Below are 19,327 nucleotides of genomic sequence, written 5' to 3' on the forward strand. Positions count from 1 at the left end.
GCGGCCACCGGAGCACTCAGCACTGCAGCACGTCGGGGACGACGTCGCCGTGCTGCCGAGGGGCCATCGGGGAGCAGTGCGACTGCTCCCCGATGGCCTCCCCCTGTTTCACGTACACGCGCCCGCATCCGCACCCAGGGTGCCCGATAGCGGGCCCAGCCCCGCCGACCGCGCACGCCGCGCAGCACGCACCACACCGCCACCGACGGCCAGGGCGTCCCGCTCGCGGCGTCGCTGACCGGTGGCAACCGCAACGACGCCGCCCAACCCCTCGCGAGCGGCGGCCGACCGGGCTCTCGCGCGAGGTTCACCCTGACATCGCATCGCGCAGCTTCGCGTCCAGCAGACTGGCGAGTTCCACGTCGCTGGGCTCCTCTCCGCTCTGCGGCTCGTCCTCGAAGAGGGGTTGCAGTGTGTCGGTGAGGATCTGGGTGAAGGGCCCGTAGAGAGGCGTGCGGGGGCGTTCCACCCCGTTTCTGAGCGCGGGCAGCAGAACGTCCCGGGCGTACCGGGGGCGGCCGGCCGCATCGCGCGGCGTACGATCGGCGCCCTCCCCGCTCGGGGAGGGCGACGGCGAGCCGGTGGACGGCGAGGCCGATGCGGAGGTGTCCCGCGCGTCGACGTGCCCGCAGACGAGGCTGTCGTCCAGGTACGCGGATTCACGGGTCGCCGCGAAACCGGCGTCCAGCAGGCAGCGTTGGCTGTCGGGGTCGGTGATGAACTTGATCAGATCGGCCGCTTCGCGGGCGTACGGCGAGGACGAGGTCACCGCCAGGTTCTGCCCGCCGAGCACCGCCTTGCCGGGCAGCGCGACCACGCCCAACTCCCGTTCGGAGAACTTCCGGTGGAGGGGCCCGTACGCGGACGGCCAGTGGCGCAGGAACGCGGTCCGGCCTGCCTCGAAGTGGCTCTGGGTGTGCTGCTCATCGGAGTCGTGGGCGTCGATGAGGGTGTAGGCCCGGCTGATGCGCCGCCGCAGTTCGGCCACTCCGGTCTCCAGGTCCTGCTCGGAGCCGGTGTAGCGGCCTCGCTCGTCGGTGAGTTCGAGTCCGTCGACGGCCGACGCGAACGCCTCGATCGTGTTGACGGTGCGGCCTTCACCGTCGAGCTGTGTGGTCCAGCCCGCCTCGTACCCCGGCGGCTCCTTCTGGCCGAGATGGGTGATCACGCTGCGCAGGTGCGCCCAGGTGACCTCGCCGGACGGGTCGGTGATCTGTGCCTGCGCGGCGGCGAGGAAGTCGCGCCGGTAGTACAGCAGCCCGACGTCACTGTTGAACGGAACGGCGTAGCGCCTGCCCCGCCACTTGGCCGTGGCGTCCACCGAAGGGATCAGGTCGTCCGGCTCGGCCACCGCGGTGTCGTCCAGCGGCGTGATCAACCCGGTCTCGGCGAACTCCGGTACCAAGGTGACGTCCAGGTTCACCACGTCGTACCGGGAGCTGCCGGACTGGAGTGCTCCGAGGATCTGGCTGCGCTGCTCGCGGGCGGAATCGGGCAGTTCCACGATCCGCGCCCTCGGTACCGATTTGCCCCGCTGGTCGTTCCAGGCCTCGACGAGCCGTCGGCGGATGTCGTTCTCGCCGGTGACGTCCAGTCCGCTGGCCACGACGATCTCGTCGTCGGCCCCGGGCGCGGACGAGTCGGAACCGTCGTCCGGACCGCCGGTGCAGGCGGCGAGGAGCAGCAGCGCGAGCGCCGCCGACGTCGCACCGATCCGTCGGCGCGCCCTCACGCGCTGTCCGGTCCGCATGGGCGTCCTTTCCGTCCGGCGCCAGGTGTCCAGGTCCTCATCCGTCCCCCATACCGGTGCGGGCGACCTCGTCGTGCAGGGCGGTGCCGAGGTCGTCGCCGGCGTCCAGGCAGCGTCCGCCGCTCGCTTCGGCGAGCATTGCGTCCACGCGGCTCGGGTCGCAGCCTCCGCCGTCCAGTGACACCACCGCGACCGGGATCCGTGCGGTGCGCGCCTTGGCCAGGACGGCGGCGCGGTCCGCGCCGGTCAGCCGGTTGTTGTCCTCGTCGTCGGTGATCAGGACGACGAGCTGTGGCCGGTCGTCCGCGCCGTCGCGGTCCGCCAGCTGCTCCAGCGCGGCCAGGAGGGCGCGGCGCGGGTCGGCCTCGGTGTCGTGCACCGTGGTGAGGTCGCCGTCGAGCAGGATCCGCTCGGCGTCGGCCTTCTTGTGCGGTCCGAGTGGCAGCAGCGGGGCGTACCCGTCGCCGGAGATGCCGTGCATCGCCCACACGCCGTACTCGTCCTTGTCGTCGGCGAGTGCGCCGAGAGCCTTCCGGACCAGACCGGGGCCGCCGCTCGACCCCTTCCACCGGGTGGCCATGGACCCGGAGCTGTCGAGCAGGAACAGCACCCGGCCCGGGCCGCTGGCAGTGCGGTACCGCAGCAGCGTGTCGGTCATCGTCTTCCCGACCGCGTCCGGCTGGGGACGCCCAGGGTCGGCGAGCATTCCCTCGGCGGGTTTCGCGGCGAGCAGGCGGTGTCCGGTGCCGGCGGAGCGGAAGCCCGCGGCGCCGAGGACGGCTTGGCCCTCCTCGCCGTACAGCCAGTCGCGGAACGACCGCACCGCCTCGTTCCGCCGGTCCTCGTCCCGGTCTGCGTCCTGCCAGCGCACGCGGACGAACGCCGGCCGGAGGGCGGGCACGTCGCGCGGGTACTCGGCGACCCGGGACACCCGCCGTACGGTGACGTTGCTGCAGGTGGTGCCGCTCTTGAGCAGGAACTCTGGTACGAGCGCCGCCGTGCGGCGGTCCACGCCGGTGTCCTCCAGCAGGTCGCACAGCAGCTCCGCGGCCGTCGGCGCGGGTGCCGCGGCCTGTGTGAGCCGCCGCTCGGCGTCGCGGGCACCGGTCCCGGTGGCGTACAGGGCCGTCGTGGCCAGCAGCGCGGAGTCCGTACGTTCCGGATCGGGGCGGCGGGTCTCGGCTTCCGGGAGGCGCTGTCCGAGGGCGCGGATCAGCTCCGCCAGCGGGCGTCCACTGCGTCGGGGAGCCTCGGTGGCGAGGCCCTCGGGGACGGCGAGCACGACGGGCGAGTACGCCAGCGGCTTCGGCTCCGGCTCCAGACGGGCGTACGAGCGCACGCGCCGGTCCTCGGTGACACGCCTGACGTCGGCCACGGTCGCGGGAATCCACACGTCCGGCTGCGGGCCGATGTCCCGCTGCGGATTCTCCCCCTCCGGGTGGGGTTCCTGCCACGGGTCCGTGTGCCTGTGCAGCGCGTCCACCGTCTCGGCGGCGCCCGCGCTGTAGACGGTGATGCCGAGGCGGTGGCAGCCGTCCTCCTTGTTCGCGTCCGAGTCGAGGAAGCGGGTCTTGGCCGCGGTGACCACCGGCTCCAGTTCGGGGTCGGTGAGGACGCGCAGCTCCAGCGGCGGCGCGCAGAGGCTGTCGTCGCCGAGCAGGCGGCTGATGCCGTAGCCGCCGCAGCCCGCGACGAGCACGGCGAGTGCCAGCAGCAGGCGGACGCGCGGCCGGATACGCCCCGCCCGTGCGGCGGCGGCCCGGACGGCGGCGAGGCGGCGGCCCCGCCTCCGAGGATGCGGCCCGGCTCGCCCGTCCTGAGGTGCGGGAGGCGCGTGCGTGGCGGTGCCGGCGCTCCGCAGGAGTAAGTCCTCACCGGGCTCCCACACGCCTTGCGGGTCCTGCCCGTCGTCGACCGCGGTGCGATGTCCTGCGGCGGCCATACGCTCCTTGAGCTGCGTGTACAGCGCGCCGAGCGACAGCTCCGCCTCCTTCTCGAGGATCTGTACCAGTTCCTCGGTGAACGGCGTGGCGCCGCTGCCGTCCCCGGCGTCGATGAGCCGGTTGGACTGCACGCTCATCAGGAGCAGCGTCTTGCGGCGCCTGAGGTGGTCGAACCGGTGCCAGATCGCCGCCGCGTTGCCCGCGTAGCAGCAGTCGAGGACGACGAGGACCCGCTCGGCGCGGCTGGCGACGAGTTGGGCCAGGATCTCGGTGAAGGGCACGGCGTTGGGGAAGGCGTCGTGCTGTCCCGCGACCACGCGCGCGTTGCTCATCTGGAGGAACAGCTCGTCGCCCGCCGCCGGGACGATGCCGTGCCCGGCGAAGTAGAACAGCAGCAGCCCGTCGGTCTCCTGTGCGGCGTGGCGCAGTGCCTCGTTGAACACGTCGTGGGGCGGCGAGGCGCACAGGGTGATGTGGCCCGCCTCGAACAGTCCGGTCCGGCGCAGTGCCTCGCGGAGCCGGAGGCGGTTGTGCAGGACGCCGGGGAGCTGGCCGGGCACGCCCTCCCGGTCGTCCGGCCGGACATGGTCGTACTCGGACACGCCGACCAGGAGCGCCCTGTTCGCCTTTCCGCGCGGGTCATAGCCGCTCATGGAGGGTCTATGTCTCGTCGGAGTCCAGTTCGCTGATCGCGGGGCGGGGCGGATCGCCGCTCTCCACCTGGCGGCGGTTGGCCAGCCATGCCTTCACCGCCCGTTGCACGTGCTCGAGCAGCGCCGTGACGGTCACCGTGGCCGTGGAACCGACGATCACCAGCACGATCTCCGTGCCGAATCCCATGTGCCGGCGGCCGTCGGGCTGATCGGTGCGATGCCGTTCCTCGACCGTCACCTGGTGCGCGCCTATCAGCTCCGCCAGCGGCTGTTCCTGCTCCAGCCACTTCTTCAGAGCGCTGACGTCACCGCCGCCGCCCCCGTCCAACCGGACCCGTACGCCCGTGCCGGCCACTGCTTCCCCCTCAGTCATGACTTCATCCTGGCATCAGTCCCAGGGAGCGCGGAAGGGCTCACACGCGCCTCCTCTCGGCGTGTGCCCCGCCGATCCCACGCCGCTCCGCGCCCCCGTGCGCCTGCCTGTGCCGCGTCTCGGGCCCGGCGGCATCGGCATCCTCTGCGCGCGGTCCGGAGCGCGGGCCGGCTGGAGCCAGAGATTCCCGCGAGTCGGGTCGTGCCCCCTTCTCCCGCCTTGGTGATGGTCGGGCGCGTTGAGCGAGGACGATGAGGTGGAGCGTGCCGGCGGTACGAAACCTTGAAGCGGCACGCGATCGATGAGCACGCGGCTGTCCTGAACCGCTCTCTTGCCAGAACGATTTGACGACCAGCCAGTTAGAGGAGAGCCACGGGCACGCGAACGCAGCGGCGACCTGCCACAGGCAGCAGCGCGCAGGGGCCGCAGCGAGAGGTTCCTGTCGCGAGGACTGAACGCCCTGGACGGAAACGGCCGCCCGAGACCGGCCGGAAGTTCGTCGGCCTTGCGATCAACAGTCCGGGCGTCGAGACAGGCTCGGTGCGGGCCAGGCTGGGTTCCACCGCCAGCCGGCCCACGCGACGGCGTCCGCGAAAGGACCGGAGCGTTCCTCGATCATCGACAGGGCCTGGGCGCGAGCGGCGTCCACGGCCCGGTGTTCGGTGTCGGTGACGATGCCGAGCCGTCGCACGTGGCTGTACTCGTCTTCGTCCTTCCAGGTGAAGGTGCTCAGGTCGGGATCCACGACCAGGTCCACGACGAGGTCGAAGGTGTCGAACCCGTCCGCCGTACGGCGGGTGGGATGCTCGAAGTTGATGTACCAGTTGCGCAGTCCGGCCGGTGTGTAGAAGGCGTTGACGCTGAACCATGCGCTCGCAGGCTTCCACAGCAGCAGCTCGGTCTCCTGCCACACCCCGTACGCCAGCTGCCACTGGCCCTTGGACATCGCGTCGAACGCCTCGATGCGCACCGACCTGTCGCCATCGGCACGGGCCTTGGCGTACAGGGCGGGCCGGCGGGTCTCGGCTCCCGGCGGGCAGGCGGCCACCAGTGCCTGACCGGTGTCGGACACGACACGCAGCGCGTGCTCGCTCCACACACGGCCGGAGTGGTGCACGTCGCGCCGTACGACCGCCTGCCCCCTCTCGAAGCTGCGCACCCGTCCCCCTTCGCCACGGCCAGGCTGTCCGGCGCCGGCATCCAGCCCAGCGGCAACCAGGCGGCCTGGCAAGCCCCCGTAGAGGGGAGCTTGAGGGGGCCCTTTGACCTGGCCACCCCAGGTCGGCGCGTCCCCGGAAGATGGCGTGGACGGCTTCGTTCACTTCAAGCTCGACAGATGGCTCGACAACACCCGACGCAGAGCAGCCGGGCTCACCGAGCAGCGCCGCGACGACCGCAGTGCGCGGTCGTGATCAGTGTGTCCGCCTCGGCATGCCGCCGCCGACGCGACTCCCCCGCGGTCGGGCAGACGCCTTGACGCACCCGTACTGTCGGATCGCGCCGGAACGGGTACGAACGCGCGGCACTTGCGTACGAACCCGACCGCTTCGCGTGCCGGACGAGATCAGAGTCCTGCCGATGAGGTCACGATGCCGCGATGCTGATGCCGTGACGCCTCGTTCCTGGCACTGTCTGCTGGTCAGGACGACCGAGTTGCCCGCAGGGCAATCGACCACCAGCGCGAGCGGGGCAAATGGCAGAACAGGCAGGCCGCGATCCGGCGGATCGGGGCGGCAGGGGGCGGTCGCCGCAGGTGGAGCTCTGGTGCACGCACATGCGGGCGCTGGTGATCCAGACCTTCGGCACGCAGAAGAAGGCAGCGGCGCACATGGGCAGGAGCGAGACGTGGCTGTCGCGGAACTTGAACGCCCGGGACGACGAAGGCAACACCCGCATGCCCGGCCGGAAGTTCGTCGACGTTGTCCTGGCAGCGTGCCAGGTCAGCGGCGAACAACGTGACCGGACCCGGGACCTGTACATGGAGGCACTGGCCTCTGTCGATGAGGCCCGGCATGCCGGCTACCGGGCCGCCGACCGGGCCGCAGCCGCGGAGAACCGCTGCGAGCAAGCACTCAGAACACTGGACGGCCTTCGCGCGCGCTTTGCGCTGCAAGCTGAGCAGCATGCGCGCGAGCTGGCCCGTCTGGAGAGCGGGATGGAGCGGCGGGAGGGGGTGAGGGTGGGGGATGTGGCCGCCGCGGCAAGGGAGCTTGAGCGGAAGAGGGCTGGGGAGCTGGCCGCAGCGCAGAAGCGGGAGCGGCAATGGGCTGAGGAGCTGGCCACGGCACGGGCCAGGATCAGCGAGCGAAGCGAACAGCTCTCCGCCGAGCGCCAGGGTCGCCGGGTGGACCGGGCGACGATCGAGGCTTTGCGCGGTGAGCTGGTGAAGGCGCACTCCACGATCGAGGCGCTGCACGGCGAGCTGACGGAGGCGCGCACGGCGGCGCCGAGGCAGGAGCCGTGGCGGCATGAGCGGGAGGAGGCCGTTCTGGCCGAGGCGATCGCGGTCACCGAACAGGCCCTGGCCGCGGAGAGGGAACGCGCCGAGACCGACCAGACGCCCGCGCTCGGGGAGGAGACGGACCGCCGGAAACCCCCGACCGGGCGCATCCTCATCACCAGCGGCGCGGGCTTCGTCCTCATGGTGCTGAGTGCCCTCGTCGCAGTGGCCACCGACGCGCAGTCCAAGGCCGCTGCCGACCTGGACTGGGCTGTCATCGATGCGCTCAGGGGCAATGCCGTCGCGGGCGGTGCCGCCACGCTGGCCTTCTTCGTCGGCTGCTCGGTGTGGCTGTGCGGGCTGCTGGCCCTGGTCGTCCGCAACGACCTCCACACCGGCGAGACAAGCGTCGACGACGTCCTCTCCACCTGGATCTGACCCGGCCACGGGCCTGTCCCGGCCCCGTCGGCCGGAACAGGCCCGCCGTCCTCGCTGGTTGCCTGCCGCCGCAACACCCGCGGCCGCACAGTGAGCGAAGAATTGCGGAACTTGCGTGACCCCGGACCCTCTTCCGGCAATCGGCCACCGGCCCGGACAGTGGCAACAAGCCGCCACAGCCGCTCCAGCCCAGCGGAGCCAGAGCAGCGTGCGGCGTCCACCGCGCCCGGCCCCGCCGCGTGCCCGAAAAGCCAGAGGAAACCTGTGACCGTCCTTGCCATGCTCACCGTGCTCACCGCGCTGCTCCTGGCCGTCATCGGCCTCACCCTCGCCGGCGGACTCGGCTACCTCGCCTACCGCCACCCAGGCCTGCGACAGCCGATCGGAATCGCCCTGACCGCCCTCGGCGTCTTCACCGCGATCGTCATCGGCCTCCTCCAGAGCGTGAACCCATGACCCGCCGCAAGCCCAACGGAAGCGCGTCCATCAGACCGCCCGCACACCCCCGGCACCGCCCAGACCCGGCGCCACCCCGTTGTGGAAGTCCTTGGCGCATGGGGTCTGGCGTCCAAGAGGGGTTTCCATGTCAGTAGGCCTGTGCATGATCGGCGCAACACCTTCGTCAAAAGCCGCGATCTGCAAAGTCGCCTCGCGGCGCACCTGCTCGATTCGACATTCGGGCTTACGTCTTCCACGGCACGGTGACCGTCACCGAGATCCGGCTCCGGCCCTGCGTCCGTCCCTTCTGCTTCCGATTCTCAGATCGCCGTCGGAGTCGACATCCGCCACGACCGGGAGGGCGCCCCCGCCGGGCGCGAGGTCGACGGGCTCCGAACTGAAGCGTTCGGGTCCGTCTACGCCCCGGAAGACCTGGATCCACGCGCCGGCCGCAGGACGGCCCTCGATCCTGACGACAGGCTCCAGCGACTCTCCGGCGGTCACCAGGTCCTTGCGACCGTCCCCGTCGAAGTCGACCAGCACGACACGGTGGTAGAAGAGGGCCGAGCTGCCCGGCGTCACGATGTCATGCCGCTTCCAGACGCCACCGGGGCGGTGCTCCCACCAGGTGAGGGACCCGCACAGTTGCGTGCAGCGGATGAAACCGCCCGGCACCACCACGTCGCGGTCAGCGTCGCGGTCGACGTCCGCGACAGCAGGCTCGTTGGGAAAGGGAATCGCCGCGTCAGTGTCGAACACCAGGCGTTTCGACCAGGTGCCGACGTCCCTGCCGCTCTGCTGGTACAGGGCCAGCCTGCCGGCCGCCGGTGGGATGGGCGGCCCTCCCAGGAGGGGCTGGAAGTGACCGAATCCCGTCACGAGGAGTTCCCGCCGGTTGTCGCCCACAACGTCGCTCGCCACGGCGAAGGCCGCGCCTGGCAGCGACGCATCGACCGTGTGCGGGGAGAACGACGCCTGCGCGGGAGCCCCCTGGTGAGGCATCGGCGGGGAGGGCCGCGGCTAGCGCAGTCAGGGCGATGATCAGGGCCGTCGCCGGGCGCGTCAGTCTGGACAAGGAGCCCCCTTCGTCAATGTTGCGTGCATGACATAACGCGAGCTGAAGTCCGGTACTCGAAGGAAGGCCGAAGACGGCGCCGGGACGGCACATGGATCACGCCAAGGCGGAACGAGCGCCCCACCCGGGCTCGTGCGCTGCTGCGGCGACGGCACGCCGACAGCTCGGCGGAAGGTGCCGGGCATGCTCGAAGACCCCGGGCGCTGCTCGACATCGACCGCTGGGCCTCGTTCCGGCGGAGCGCAGCACGCCGCAGAGGCAGGGCGGCAGCGTAGCCGCACGCCGGAGCCGGGGGCGTCGACCTCACGGCGGCTCACCGGGGGTGTGCCGACGGCGCGCCCCCGGTGAGCCGCCGGCACTGGATCAGGGGCCGGCGAGTGTCAGCCCGCGGTGCGCATGCCTCGCCGGTGACTCAGCGGCTCGCGTTGAGCTCTGTGACGATCGACGCGGGCGTGTGCCCGCTGCCGTCGGACAGGCGGTGGAAGTCGACGGAGACGAAGTTCGGTTCGCGGCCTCCGGTAGCGGTCCGGCACTGGTCGGCGATGCGGTTCCTCAGTTTGGCGCCGTTGTCCTGGGCCGCGGTCAGGACGGTGGGCACGTTGCGGTGGTGGCTCATCGTGAACAGACGCCGGAATCCGGGCTCTTGGCGGTTCAGCGGGACGTCGGCCCAGCGGCTGACACAGGTGAGGTCGTTGCCCAGGTCTCCGAGGCTCCAGAAGTTGCTCACGGTCCAGGACTTGTCGTACATGACGCCCAGGTGCTCGCGGTCGGGGCGGTCGGAGAAGATCAGCAGCCGCTTGCCGGAGGTGACGAGGTCGGCCACCTTCGGCCAGCCGTTCTGCCGGACGCCCCAGTCGTCGGGGCGGAGCAGCATCTCCTGCAGTCCCCTGACCCGGCTGAGGGAATGGCGCAGTTGGTCGGCGCTGACGTAGTCCTCGAGGAAGACGGAGACGACTTCCTGCGGGTGCGAGGCGAGGAAGTCGACAACGGTCTGCATCGTCCCGTGGAACGTCTGCCGGGGCAGGGCGTACGTGACGCCGGCGAACGTCTTGCAGTCGCCGTGGCACAGGTACACGTCGCTGGGATAGCAGTCGCTGCCGAAGCTGATGACGCAGAGCCAGGTGCTGCGTTCGTACCAGTGCGTGTCCAGGCTCAGGCCTCGGACGCCGTTGTCGAGCTGGGCGCGTACGGACTCCGACTGGTTCGCCGAACTCCAGCGGGAGTCGCCGTAGTTGGTGAAGGCGTTGTGGGTGGTGAGGAAGGAGACCTCGTCGACTCGGCGGTCCCCCCAGCGGGCCACGGCTGCCGCGGACGGGGAGGACCCGGCTCGGACGGACTCTGCGGGCGCGGACGGAGGAGAGGGGGCGGCGGCCGCGGCGCTCGCGAAGCCCAGCAGGGCGAGCAGGAGAAGGAGTACGAGGGAGCGCTGACGCGCCCTGTGTGACATGCGCATGCCCGAGTCCGTCATGGGCGGAGGGTAGCGTGCGGAGCGTGAATCCGCCCGTACGCGGACGCGCATGACCGGATTCATGCGCCCGGTCGCCCAGGCCTGCCGGGATCCGGCGCCATCCCCGTGGGCGCAGAGTACGGAGACTGACTGGCTGATCGGCTGCGTCAGCCCTGTTCCTTCGCATCCGGGCCGTCGCCGCGCACGGCGGGGCCCACCTCGCCCGTCGCGCCCCCACCGTGACCGCCCCGAACCGGTCCTGAACTGCGGAATCAAGCGCTCCGGCGCTGTTGCGAAGCAGTGACGAACCGCCTATGGATCATGGATGAAGCTGGAGTGAAGATAGGTGCACCGCCGACCGCCGGGGGGACTCGGACAACCGGGAACCAGTCGGCAGCGGGTCGCCTTTCGCACATCGCCCTTCCGTCGCGTCCAGTGATTCCTTGGGGGAAGTCCACCATGTCCGCTCGTCTCGCCGCAGCCCGCCGTACCCGTACCGTGGCCGCGGCCGCCGTGGTCGCCGCCGTCTCCGGTACCGCCTTCGTCCCGGCCTCCGCGAACGCCGCGGAGGGAACGGGCAAGCCCCTCACCATGACGCTCGGCGCTCCCGCCCCCGACAGCACGCTCGAGCGCGGCAAGGCCACCCGGTCCATGACGCTGACGGTCACCAACTCCTCGGACAAGGCACAGGACTTCAAGGCGTGGCTGCCCGGCACGGCCGAGGGACCGAGCCCGATGCTGAAGGACTCGGTCGTCTTCGACGTCACCGCGGTCGACGCCCCGGCCACCAAGTCCGCGACGGGCCGTCAGGACGGCCAGTGGCAGGGCCTGTTCTTCCCTGTCTCCGGCACCGCCTCCTCCGTCTTCTCCGTGCCGGCGCACGAGGAGTTCACCTGGAAGGTCACCTTCGGGCTGGGCACCCGATACCCCACGAACGACGGCGACTTCACCCTCACCGCCCAGCCGCTGGGCGGCAACGTCACGGCGGACCCGGCCCGCAACACCGTGGTCTTCGACACCGAGCCGGCGATCGAGCCGGGCTCCCTGGAGGTCAGGCTGGATCCGACCGCCGGCGTCGTCCTGCGCCCGGGCGAGCGCGCCGCGATGGCGCTGTCCACCCTCGCCACCGGCCCCGGAGAGTTCCCCGCCGAGATCGACCGCACCCTGGTGATCGATGCGGGCGAGGACATGGACTTCGGCCTGGAGGCCAAAGTCGGCGGCAAGACCGTGAAGCTCGCTGAGTCCACCCCCAACCGCTTCGAACTGCCCGCTCTCCCCAAGGGCTTCGGCTCCGCGGCGGGCAGGGACATCCTTGAGCTGAACCTCTCCCTGGACAAGGGCTCCAAGGTCGCGAAGGAGAGCCAGGTACGGCTCCACGCGCTGTACGAGATGGAGGAAGGGCAGCCGTTCGTCGACTCCCTCGCCGATGCCCGGATCCGCCCGGCACAGGTTTCCACCGGCTCGCCGTCACCCTCGACGTCTCCGACCACGCAGCCGTCCTCGACCCCGTCCGGCTCCGCGTCCACCGGCACGACCGCGAGCCCGTCCGCCTCCGCGACCGCGGCGACGACCGGCGGGGCCTCGGGCGGTACGACCGCCAACGGTGCTCTCGCCTCCACCGGCTCCGGCGCCGGCCTGTACGCCACCGCCGCAGGTGTCCTGCTCGCGCTCGGCTTCGCGGCCGTCTCACTCGTCAGGCGCCGTCGCTCCACCGCCGTCTGACGCCGAACACACGCGAGGGGCCCGGAGGTTCACACACCTTCGGGCCCTCCCCATGGCGCCGTGTGCCGAGCATCCGGTCGCTGCCGCTCCCGGCCTCGACGCCACCCCTCCGGGATCTGCGGCCCGGATCACGCCGCAGCAGCGCGGAACGCACTGGGGCTCACGCCCTTGTGACGCTTGAAGGCGGCGCTGAAACCGAAGGCGTCGGCGTAACCCACGGTCTTCGCGATCTGCGCGAGGCTGAGGTCAGTGTCCGCGAGGAGTGCCTCGGCGTCGTCCATACGGCACTCGGTGAGGTAGGCGAGGGGTGGAGGGCCCATCAGCTCGGTGAAGCGTCTGGCGAACAGCGCCCGGGAGACGCCGGCTTGCGCGGCCAGCGACGCGACCGTCCAGGTATCGGCGGGCCGGCCGTGGAAGGCGTGCAGGGCGGGCGCGAGGACCGGGTCGGCGAGGCCGCGGTACCAGCTCGGAGCGTCGGCGCCCGCCTGGTCGAACCAGGTCCGCAGCGTGCACACCAGAGCCCAGTCGAGAAGCCGGTCCATCAGCGCCTGCGAACCTGATGAGAACCGGGCGGCGTCGGCGGCGGAGCTCTCCAGCCAGGCGCAGACCTCGGCGTCCTCGGTGACCACCAGGACGGGCGGCAGCGCGCGCAGGAGCCGTTCGTGGCGATGGCCCGAGGCACGGTAGGCACCCACGACGAGCGCCGTGGCCCCACCCTGGTCGGCGCCCCAGTGAATGCCGCCGAGTTCCCGGCCCGAGCACGGGGCTTCTGGGGTGAAGCAGTTGATCTCGTACTCCGCGTGGGGGCGGTGGACGGCGCCGGGCTCGTCCGCGAGAAGGAACGGCGCGGGGCCGCGCACGATGGCCGTGTCGCCCGCGGCGATCACGCGCTCGGTGCCGTCGGGCAGCAACAGGGTGCCGCCCCCGCGCAGCACGGTGACCATGGTGAGCGGTGCGCCGTCGGCGAAACGGATGGTCCAGGGCGCCGTCAGGACGGCATGGCTCACGACCGAGCCCTCGGCGCGGATGCCGCTCAGCAGTGAACTCAAGGGATCCATACGGGAATCGTAGACGGTCTCCTATGCTTCGGAGACCTTCTCCCATGGATCATCTACGCGGCCGCGGCTGTACTGGACCCACCGAACACATCGAGCCCCATCGGGAGACACTGTGCCGCAGCACGGCAGTGACACCAGGACAGCCCTCGTGGTCGTCGCGCACCACCGTAGCGATTCCCTCACCGCGCACACCGCCCGCCGGGCGGCCGCCCGGCTCGAGACCGCCGGATACCGCGTCGACCTGCTCGACCTGCACGCCGAGGGGTTCGACCCTCGGATGAACGTGGAGGACCAGCCGGACTGGGGCAACCGGGAGAAGACGTACTCGCAGGAGACGCACACTCATATGCGGCGCATCCTCGCCGCCGACGTCGTCGTCGCCGTCTTCCCCGTGTACTGGCAGAGCGTGCCCGCCGTCCTCAAGGGATGGATCGACCGCGTGTGGAACTACGGGTTCGCCTACGGCCGCAGCAGGCCCCGCCTGGCCGGCAAGCGCATGCTCTGGCTCGGCCTGGCCGGCGCCACCTCCGACGATCCCGTCGCACAGGGGATGCAGGCCGTCCTCGAAGCCAACCTGAGTGCGGGCATCGCCTCGTACTGCGGGTTCTCGCACTCCTCCGTGGGCCTGCTCCTCGACGCCGAGGAGCGACCGCAGCGCGTCGACGCCGAAGGGAACCTGCTCGTCGGCGACGCGGTCGCCGGGACCGAACGGGAGGCCCAGTACGCCGACTTCGACCGCCGGACCCTGAAGTTCGTGGACGAGTTCCTCGCGAACGAACCGGTCGCGGCCTGAAGGCACCCATGCCGCTCGGGCCGACCGGCAGTACGCCGGTCGGCCCGAGCGGCGGCACGGCGACGGCCAGCACCGTCCGGCCCTGCCAGACACCGCATAGCCAGCCCGCATCCCTCGCTGCGCGGTCCGAAGAGCAGCTTGTCGGCGTGCTTCCAGGACATCGGAACGGTGACCGTCAGGTCGCTGGTCGCCTTCGTGCAGGTCCGGTCCTCGTGGTCGAACGTGACAGGTCGAGGACACGGTCCAGGTGACGCGCCACCACGAAGGCGTGCTTTCCACAACAGGCCTTCATGGCAAACGTTCTCGCCGCATTCCGAGGCTGGCCACAGAAGGAGGACGGCAGCGGGGACGGCTGCTTCCTCACCCGTGGCCGACCTGGTCTGCGTGCCGCCGTTCAGCCGGTCGGGGCCTGCCAGGGCTGGAACCACGGGTCGGGCCACTGTTCGGCTGCGGCCATCAAGGGGAACAGGGTGGCGCCGTCGATGCTCTCGTGGATGATGTCGGCGTGACCGCCGTGCCGGGAGGTCTCCTCGATCAGGTGCAGCAGCACCCAGCGGACGGACCAGTTCCTCACGTCGGCGGGGAACCATGGCAGCCCCTGTGGGACCGGCACGGCCTGGCCGAGATCGGCGATTCCGGCGATCACCGCGTCGGTCTCCCGGGCCGCGGCCTCGTACTGGTCGAGCACGTCCGCCAGCGTCTCCTCCACGGCGAGCACGAACTCGGCGGAGTCGCTCTCGTCCGCCGTCCGCCGCGGGCCGCGTTGCCGCTGGAGGATCAGGTCCGTCCAGCCGGCCTCGCAGCGGGCGGCGTGCTTGATGAGACCGCCGATGCTCAGTTCACTGGCGGTGGGCGTCGCCCTTGCCTGATCGTCCGTCAGGCCGTGGGCCGTGGCGCGCAGAGCCTGGCGCTGCTGGGTGAGGTAGGCGAGCAGGCCTTCGCGCTCGTCGGCGATCGGCGGTACGTGTGCGGGCATGCGGCTGACCCTCCCTCCTTGAGAAGAGGCAGTCAAGCCCTCTCATGAAAAGAGTTTCACCTCCTTGCGCAAACCGGGGGACGCGCTGCCGCCCGGGCACACCGAGCCCCCTATCACCCATCAGAAATCGCCCGCATCGCTGACAGTCGGCTTCCCACTCGACGTCCACCGGGGCCACGACCGGCCGAGCCGGTCCCGGAGTCGAGGATCAGATCGGTCGGTCTGTATACGAAAATCAAGAGCAGCCGTAGAGTTCGAGTGAAACTTGCTGCAAGCAATTGCGTCGCGAGAGAGGCCAGTCATGCCGAGAGTCGTCCCGCCCGTCGCCGATGAGCGCACAGCGCTGACCGCGTACCTGGCCCATCAGCGGCGCGCGCTGCGGGCCACCGCCTACGGTCTGACCGACGAGCAGGCTCGCACGGCTGCCTCCGCCAGCCGGCTGAGCATCGGCGGGCTGATCAAGCACGCCGCACGCTGCGAAGGCTTCTGGACCGACCTCGTCGTTCAGCGGCGACACGGGACGCGGCACAGGGCGGACGAGTCGGGCGGGGACGAATTCCAGCTCGCCCCGGAGGAGAGCCTGGCCGAGGCCCTGGCCGCGTACGCAGCGGCGGCCGAGCGGACTGACGCGGTGATCGCCGGAATACCGGACCTCGGGCAGGCCGTTCCTGTGCCGCAGGGGGCTCCATGGGTCCCCGCAGAGGTCAAGGAGTGGTCGGTCCGCTGGGTCCTGCTGCACTTGATCGAGGAGACGGCACGGCACGGTGGTCACGCCGACGTCATCCGCGAGACCATCGACGGCGCGACCTTCGACCCGCTGCTCGCCGCGGCCGAGGCGTGGCCCGATCCCTGGGTCCAGCCGTGGGAGGCCGCATCTCCGAGGGTCGGTTGACAGCACCTTGGGGCAGCCCGCCGCCGGGCGCCCCAGAGGGCTCCCGGCGGCGACCGCACACGCCGTCAGTTCGACGTGATGCTGGCGTCCTTGGTGCGAGAAGGGAAGGTCGTTCTCCCTGGGATACCGAACGGTGTCAGCCGATGAGGCTGCGCAGGACGGGCACACTGCCTCCGGCGCCGAGCAGGCCCGCGAGGACCGCGTCGGCGGCCGACGTACCGCCGAGGTAGGTGAGGCCTCCGACGACCAGGCCGATGTCCAGGGCCGTCAGGAGGTTGACATCCTCCCCGTCCTAAGGGGCGGGGTTTCCCGCCTGGCTGCCGGTGGTGACCGGCTGGGCCTTCGGGTGGGTTCCCCGTTCGACGGGCCGTGCCCGGGACGGATTGCCACCCCGGGACTGACCGGCCCTCCAGGGGCGTTTAGCCTCTCCGCCTGCCCGGCGGCGAGGATCACACGCGACGCATTGAGGTCACGATCATGCTCGGTACCGCAGCCCCCGCACCGCCAGACGCGCACGTGCAGCGGCTTCCTCCCGTCCACGGCCCAGCACACCGAGCACGTCCGCGAGGAAGGCAGCCAGCGGGAGACGACACCGACGTGCCGGCCGTGGCGGGCCGCCTTCTCCTGCAGCACCCGGCGGAACAGGCCCCACGCGGCGTCGTGCACGGACTTCGCCAGGCGGGTGCGGGCGAGGCCGGAGACCGCCAGGTCCTCGAGGTAGACCGCTTGATTGTCGCGGATCAGCCCCGAAGCCCTCTGGTGGCACCAGTCCCAGCGCGCATCTGCCACCCGGGCATGCGCCCGGGCGACCCTCACCCGGGCCTTCGCCCGGTTCCTCGACCCCTTCTGCTTGCGGCTCAGCACCTGCTGCGCCTTTTTCAGCCGGCGCTCGGCGCGCCGCAGGAAGCGGGGATTGCCGATCACCTGCCCGTCGGACAGCACCGCGTAGTGCGTCAGCCCCAGGTCGATACCGACCGAGCTCACCTCAACCTGACGCCCGTCAAGCCGACTTGGCGCTTCCGTGCGCCCCTTGTCGACCCTCGGAACGCCTGGCAGCATTCGCGCTGTTCGTAGGCCAACTCATGACAGAGCGGACCATGCCGCGTCGGTCGATGCCACCTGACGCGATGGCCGGGGGGACCGATGCCGACGAAGAAGCACGCCCACACCGATTTCGCACCATGGGTGACAGCCACCCGCTCCGGACCAGGCCGCCCCGGACGATTCGTCTCCGCGTTACTGCCGCTGCTCCTGATCGCCACGGCCGTCACGGTTCTGGGTGCCGGGCCGGCCGCCGGTGCGGACACCGTCTGCCGGGTCGCCTTCACCGTGACCACCGGCCAGGACGGTCTGCGCGACGACTCGGAGGAAAGGATCTCCCTCGGCGGCCAGCCGGTCCTGTTCGAGGATCACGACGGCGACTTCACACTGGACGACCCGCAGCCCCGACGATCCGGAGGCACGGGCGACCGGTCCCGTGCCACGTTCGTCTGGGACGGCCGACTGGACCCCTGCGTACCGCGGGAAACCCTCGCCCAGGGATTCGAGTTCCGCCACCACACCGTCGGGTTCCCCGAGAACGACGTGGACAACTGGGATCTGCGCGGCCTGGAGATCGTCGACCGCGACACCGGCGAGGTCTACTACCGCCAGGACCCCTACGGCGGAGCAGGTCAGCGCATCCACCGGTTCGACGCCCTCGGTGGGGTGTTCAACACCAACGACGTACCGAGCCAACCCACGCAGGGCGAGACCGCCCCGAACGCGGTGTGCCGCATCTCCGTCACGGTGTTCAGCGGCAACGACGGACTGCGGGACGACTCCGCCGAGGAGCTCCGTCTGGGCAGGCACAAGCTGCAGTTCGACGACCCCGACGGCAATCTGGAAACCGGCCCCGGCGGCCGGACCCGGCACCACGGCGGCACGGGCGACACTCGCTACGCCACGTACCTGTGGCACGGCGAGTTCGTACCCGACACCGCCGCCGATCCGCCGCCGACCGAGCCCTGCGCACCGAACGCAGACCTGGTGAACGGCTTCCGCCTGGAGCACTTCGCCGGCCACGACTGGCCCAACGCCCCGGACGACTGGGACATCCTCGGCATCAAGGTCGTCAACCGGGACAACGGCGTCGTCTACGCGGACCTGGACCCCTACCACGGCAGGAGATGGCGGTTCGACGACGATCCGGCGGCCTCGAACGGGCCCGTCTTCGTCTTCGGCGCCCGGCCGTCACTCACGCCCCGATGGGCCTACGCATACGTGGACAAGGCCACCACCACCGAGGCACCGATCGGCGTGGAGACCGCCCTGCACCCGGGATGGAACTGGAGCACGGGCCGGCTCGACCCGGCCAACCCGGTCAGGCAGGCCACCGTCACCCACACCGGCACCGGTGAGTACCTGGTCCGGCTGCCGGACGCCGGATCGACGACGGGCATCGCGCACGCCACCGCCTACCGCACCATCTACCGCGGCAGAACCTGCGCGATCAGCGACTACCAGCCGTCCGGTCCCGACGAACTCGTCCGCGTCCGGTGCTTCAACGAGACGGGCGCACCGGCCGACTGGTGGTTCACCGTGTTCTTCGCGGCACCGACGGCGAACACCCCCGGTTACGCGACCATCCGGAACGAAACGGCCACAGGCACCGGCACGGTCGTGAACACGGGCACCTTCAACTCCGCGGGGCGCGACAACCGAGTCCACCGCGACGGTCCGGGCCGCTACCGTGCGGTGCTGAGCGGGCAGGCGTTCACGGCCGGCACCGGACACGTGCAGATCACCCCCTACGGCACCAGCACGCCCGCCCACTGCCACGCGAGCCACGGCACGGCGGTCGCGGACACCCTGGAGATCCCGATCACCTGCTACGCCATCGGAACCTCCTCCCCCGCCACGCCCACGGACTCCCGGTGGGTGTTGTCGTACACGGACGGAGTCGGCCTGCACGGCGACACCACCGTCACCGCCGCGTACGCGGCCACCACCGGTGACCCCGCCGCCCCGGGCATCGACCAGGCACACTCCTTCAGCACACCGGGCGAGGTGCCGACCGTCGCCCGTCTCGGCCTCGGCTGGTACCGGGTCACCTGGAACACCGTCGGCAAGCTGGGCGGCAACGTCCAGGTGGCCGCGAAGGACGCGAACGGCGCGTACTGCCATCTCGGCAACATCGGTGACTACGCAGCACCGCCACGCGTCTCGACCGACGTCTACTGCCACACCCCGGCAGGCCAGCGCGGCGACGCACTGTTCGCCGTCGCGTACGTCCGGCGGCCCTGACCGCGACGGTCGTGAGCGGCCCGGTCGCGGAGCGGTGACGGCGA

General features: G+C 71.0%; 15 protein-coding genes and 1 pseudogene. 6 read left to right on the forward strand and 10 right to left on the reverse strand.

Going from position 1 to position 19,327, the window contains the following annotated elements; all coding sequences use genetic code 11:
- Positions 1-307 precede the first annotated feature (307 nt).
- From ACFYR0_RS11260 to ACFYR0_RS11275, 4 genes are all read right to left on the reverse strand, one after another.
- Complete coding sequence (locus ACFYR0_RS11260) at positions 308-1,750, reverse strand: extracellular solute-binding protein (RefSeq protein ID WP_389324813.1); 1,443 nt, start codon at positions 1,748-1,750, stop codon at positions 308-310.
- Positions 1,751-1,787: 37 nt separating this feature from the next.
- Positions 1,788-4,346: a substrate-binding domain-containing protein gene (locus tag ACFYR0_RS11265; RefSeq protein ID WP_389324816.1), complete on the reverse strand. Its 2,559-nt coding sequence runs from the start codon at positions 4,344-4,346 to the stop codon at positions 1,788-1,790.
- A 7-nt stretch (positions 4,347-4,353) separates the two neighbouring features.
- A complete protein-coding gene (locus tag ACFYR0_RS11270) occupies positions 4,354-4,719 on the reverse strand; it encodes a hypothetical protein (protein WP_389324819.1) in 366 nt (121 codons plus the stop codon).
- A 511-nt stretch (positions 4,720-5,230) separates the two neighbouring features.
- The gene (locus tag ACFYR0_RS11275; RefSeq protein ID WP_389324822.1) at positions 5,231-5,878 is read right to left on the reverse strand and encodes a DUF402 domain-containing protein; all 648 of its coding nucleotides are present in this window, start codon (positions 5,876-5,878) and stop codon (positions 5,231-5,233) included.
- Between the two features lie 615 nt (positions 5,879-6,493).
- Between ACFYR0_RS11275 and ACFYR0_RS11280 the strand changes: the two genes are divergently transcribed.
- The gene (locus tag ACFYR0_RS11280) at positions 6,494-7,597 is read left to right on the forward strand and encodes a hypothetical protein (protein WP_389324825.1); all 1,104 of its coding nucleotides are present in this window, start codon (positions 6,494-6,496) and stop codon (positions 7,595-7,597) included.
- A 264-nt stretch (positions 7,598-7,861) separates the two neighbouring features.
- Positions 7,862-8,053: a hypothetical protein gene (locus ACFYR0_RS11285; protein WP_389324828.1), complete on the forward strand. Its 192-nt coding sequence runs from the start codon at positions 7,862-7,864 to the stop codon at positions 8,051-8,053.
- A gap of 252 nt (positions 8,054-8,305) precedes the next feature.
- On the opposite strand, the gene ACFYR0_RS11290 is transcribed toward ACFYR0_RS11285, so the two are convergent.
- Positions 8,306-8,956: an FG-GAP repeat domain-containing protein gene (locus ACFYR0_RS11290; RefSeq protein ID WP_389324831.1), complete on the reverse strand. Its 651-nt coding sequence runs from the start codon at positions 8,954-8,956 to the stop codon at positions 8,306-8,308.
- A gap of 566 nt (positions 8,957-9,522) precedes the next feature.
- Positions 9,523-10,578: a PI-PLC domain-containing protein gene (locus tag ACFYR0_RS11295; protein ID WP_389324833.1), complete on the reverse strand. Its 1,056-nt coding sequence runs from the start codon at positions 10,576-10,578 to the stop codon at positions 9,523-9,525.
- A gap of 438 nt (positions 10,579-11,016) precedes the next feature.
- Here ACFYR0_RS11295 and ACFYR0_RS11300 point away from each other — a divergent pair, with 438 nt between their 5' ends.
- Entirely contained in the window at positions 11,017-12,279 is a 1,263-nt protein-coding gene (locus ACFYR0_RS11300) for a hypothetical protein (protein WP_389324835.1), read from the forward strand.
- A gap of 128 nt (positions 12,280-12,407) precedes the next feature.
- Here the strand turns inward: ACFYR0_RS11300 and ACFYR0_RS11305 are convergent, their stop codons facing one another.
- Positions 12,408-13,337 (reverse strand): AraC family transcriptional regulator, encoded by a 930-nt coding sequence (locus tag ACFYR0_RS11305; RefSeq protein WP_389324838.1) that lies wholly within the window; start codon positions 13,335-13,337, stop codon positions 12,408-12,410.
- Between the two features lie 112 nt (positions 13,338-13,449).
- Between ACFYR0_RS11305 and ACFYR0_RS11310 the strand changes: the two genes are divergently transcribed.
- A complete protein-coding gene (locus ACFYR0_RS11310) occupies positions 13,450-14,130 on the forward strand; it encodes an NAD(P)H oxidoreductase (protein ID WP_389324841.1) in 681 nt (226 codons plus the stop codon).
- A gap of 77 nt (positions 14,131-14,207) precedes the next feature.
- On the opposite strand, the pseudogene ACFYR0_RS11315 reads toward ACFYR0_RS11310, so the two are convergent.
- A pseudogene (locus ACFYR0_RS11315) lies at positions 14,208-14,570 on the reverse strand (DUF6185 family protein); the annotation flags it as partial.
- Complete coding sequence (locus ACFYR0_RS11320; RefSeq protein ID WP_389324844.1) at positions 14,525-15,106, reverse strand: DinB family protein; 582 nt, start codon at positions 15,104-15,106, stop codon at positions 14,525-14,527. The pseudogene ACFYR0_RS11315 and the gene ACFYR0_RS11320, both read right to left, overlap by 46 nt.
- Positions 15,107-15,407: 301 nt before the next feature.
- Between ACFYR0_RS11320 and ACFYR0_RS11325 the strand changes: the two genes are divergently transcribed.
- A complete protein-coding gene (locus ACFYR0_RS11325; protein WP_389324847.1) occupies positions 15,408-15,998 on the forward strand; it encodes a DinB family protein in 591 nt (196 codons plus the stop codon).
- A 267-nt stretch (positions 15,999-16,265) separates the two neighbouring features.
- On the opposite strand, the gene ACFYR0_RS11330 is transcribed toward ACFYR0_RS11325, so the two are convergent.
- Positions 16,266-16,982: an RNA-guided endonuclease InsQ/TnpB family protein gene (locus tag ACFYR0_RS11330; RefSeq protein WP_389324850.1), complete on the reverse strand. Its 717-nt coding sequence runs from the start codon at positions 16,980-16,982 to the stop codon at positions 16,266-16,268.
- Between the two features lie 159 nt (positions 16,983-17,141).
- Between ACFYR0_RS11330 and ACFYR0_RS11335 the strand changes: the two genes are divergently transcribed.
- Entirely contained in the window at positions 17,142-19,283 is a 2,142-nt protein-coding gene (locus ACFYR0_RS11335; RefSeq protein WP_389324853.1) for a hypothetical protein, read from the forward strand.
- Positions 19,284-19,327: the final 44 nt, after the last annotated feature.

It is taken from the genome of Streptomyces sp. NPDC005017, assembly GCF_042873115.1.
Classification (GTDB): domain Bacteria; phylum Actinomycetota; class Actinomycetes; order Streptomycetales; family Streptomycetaceae; genus Streptomyces.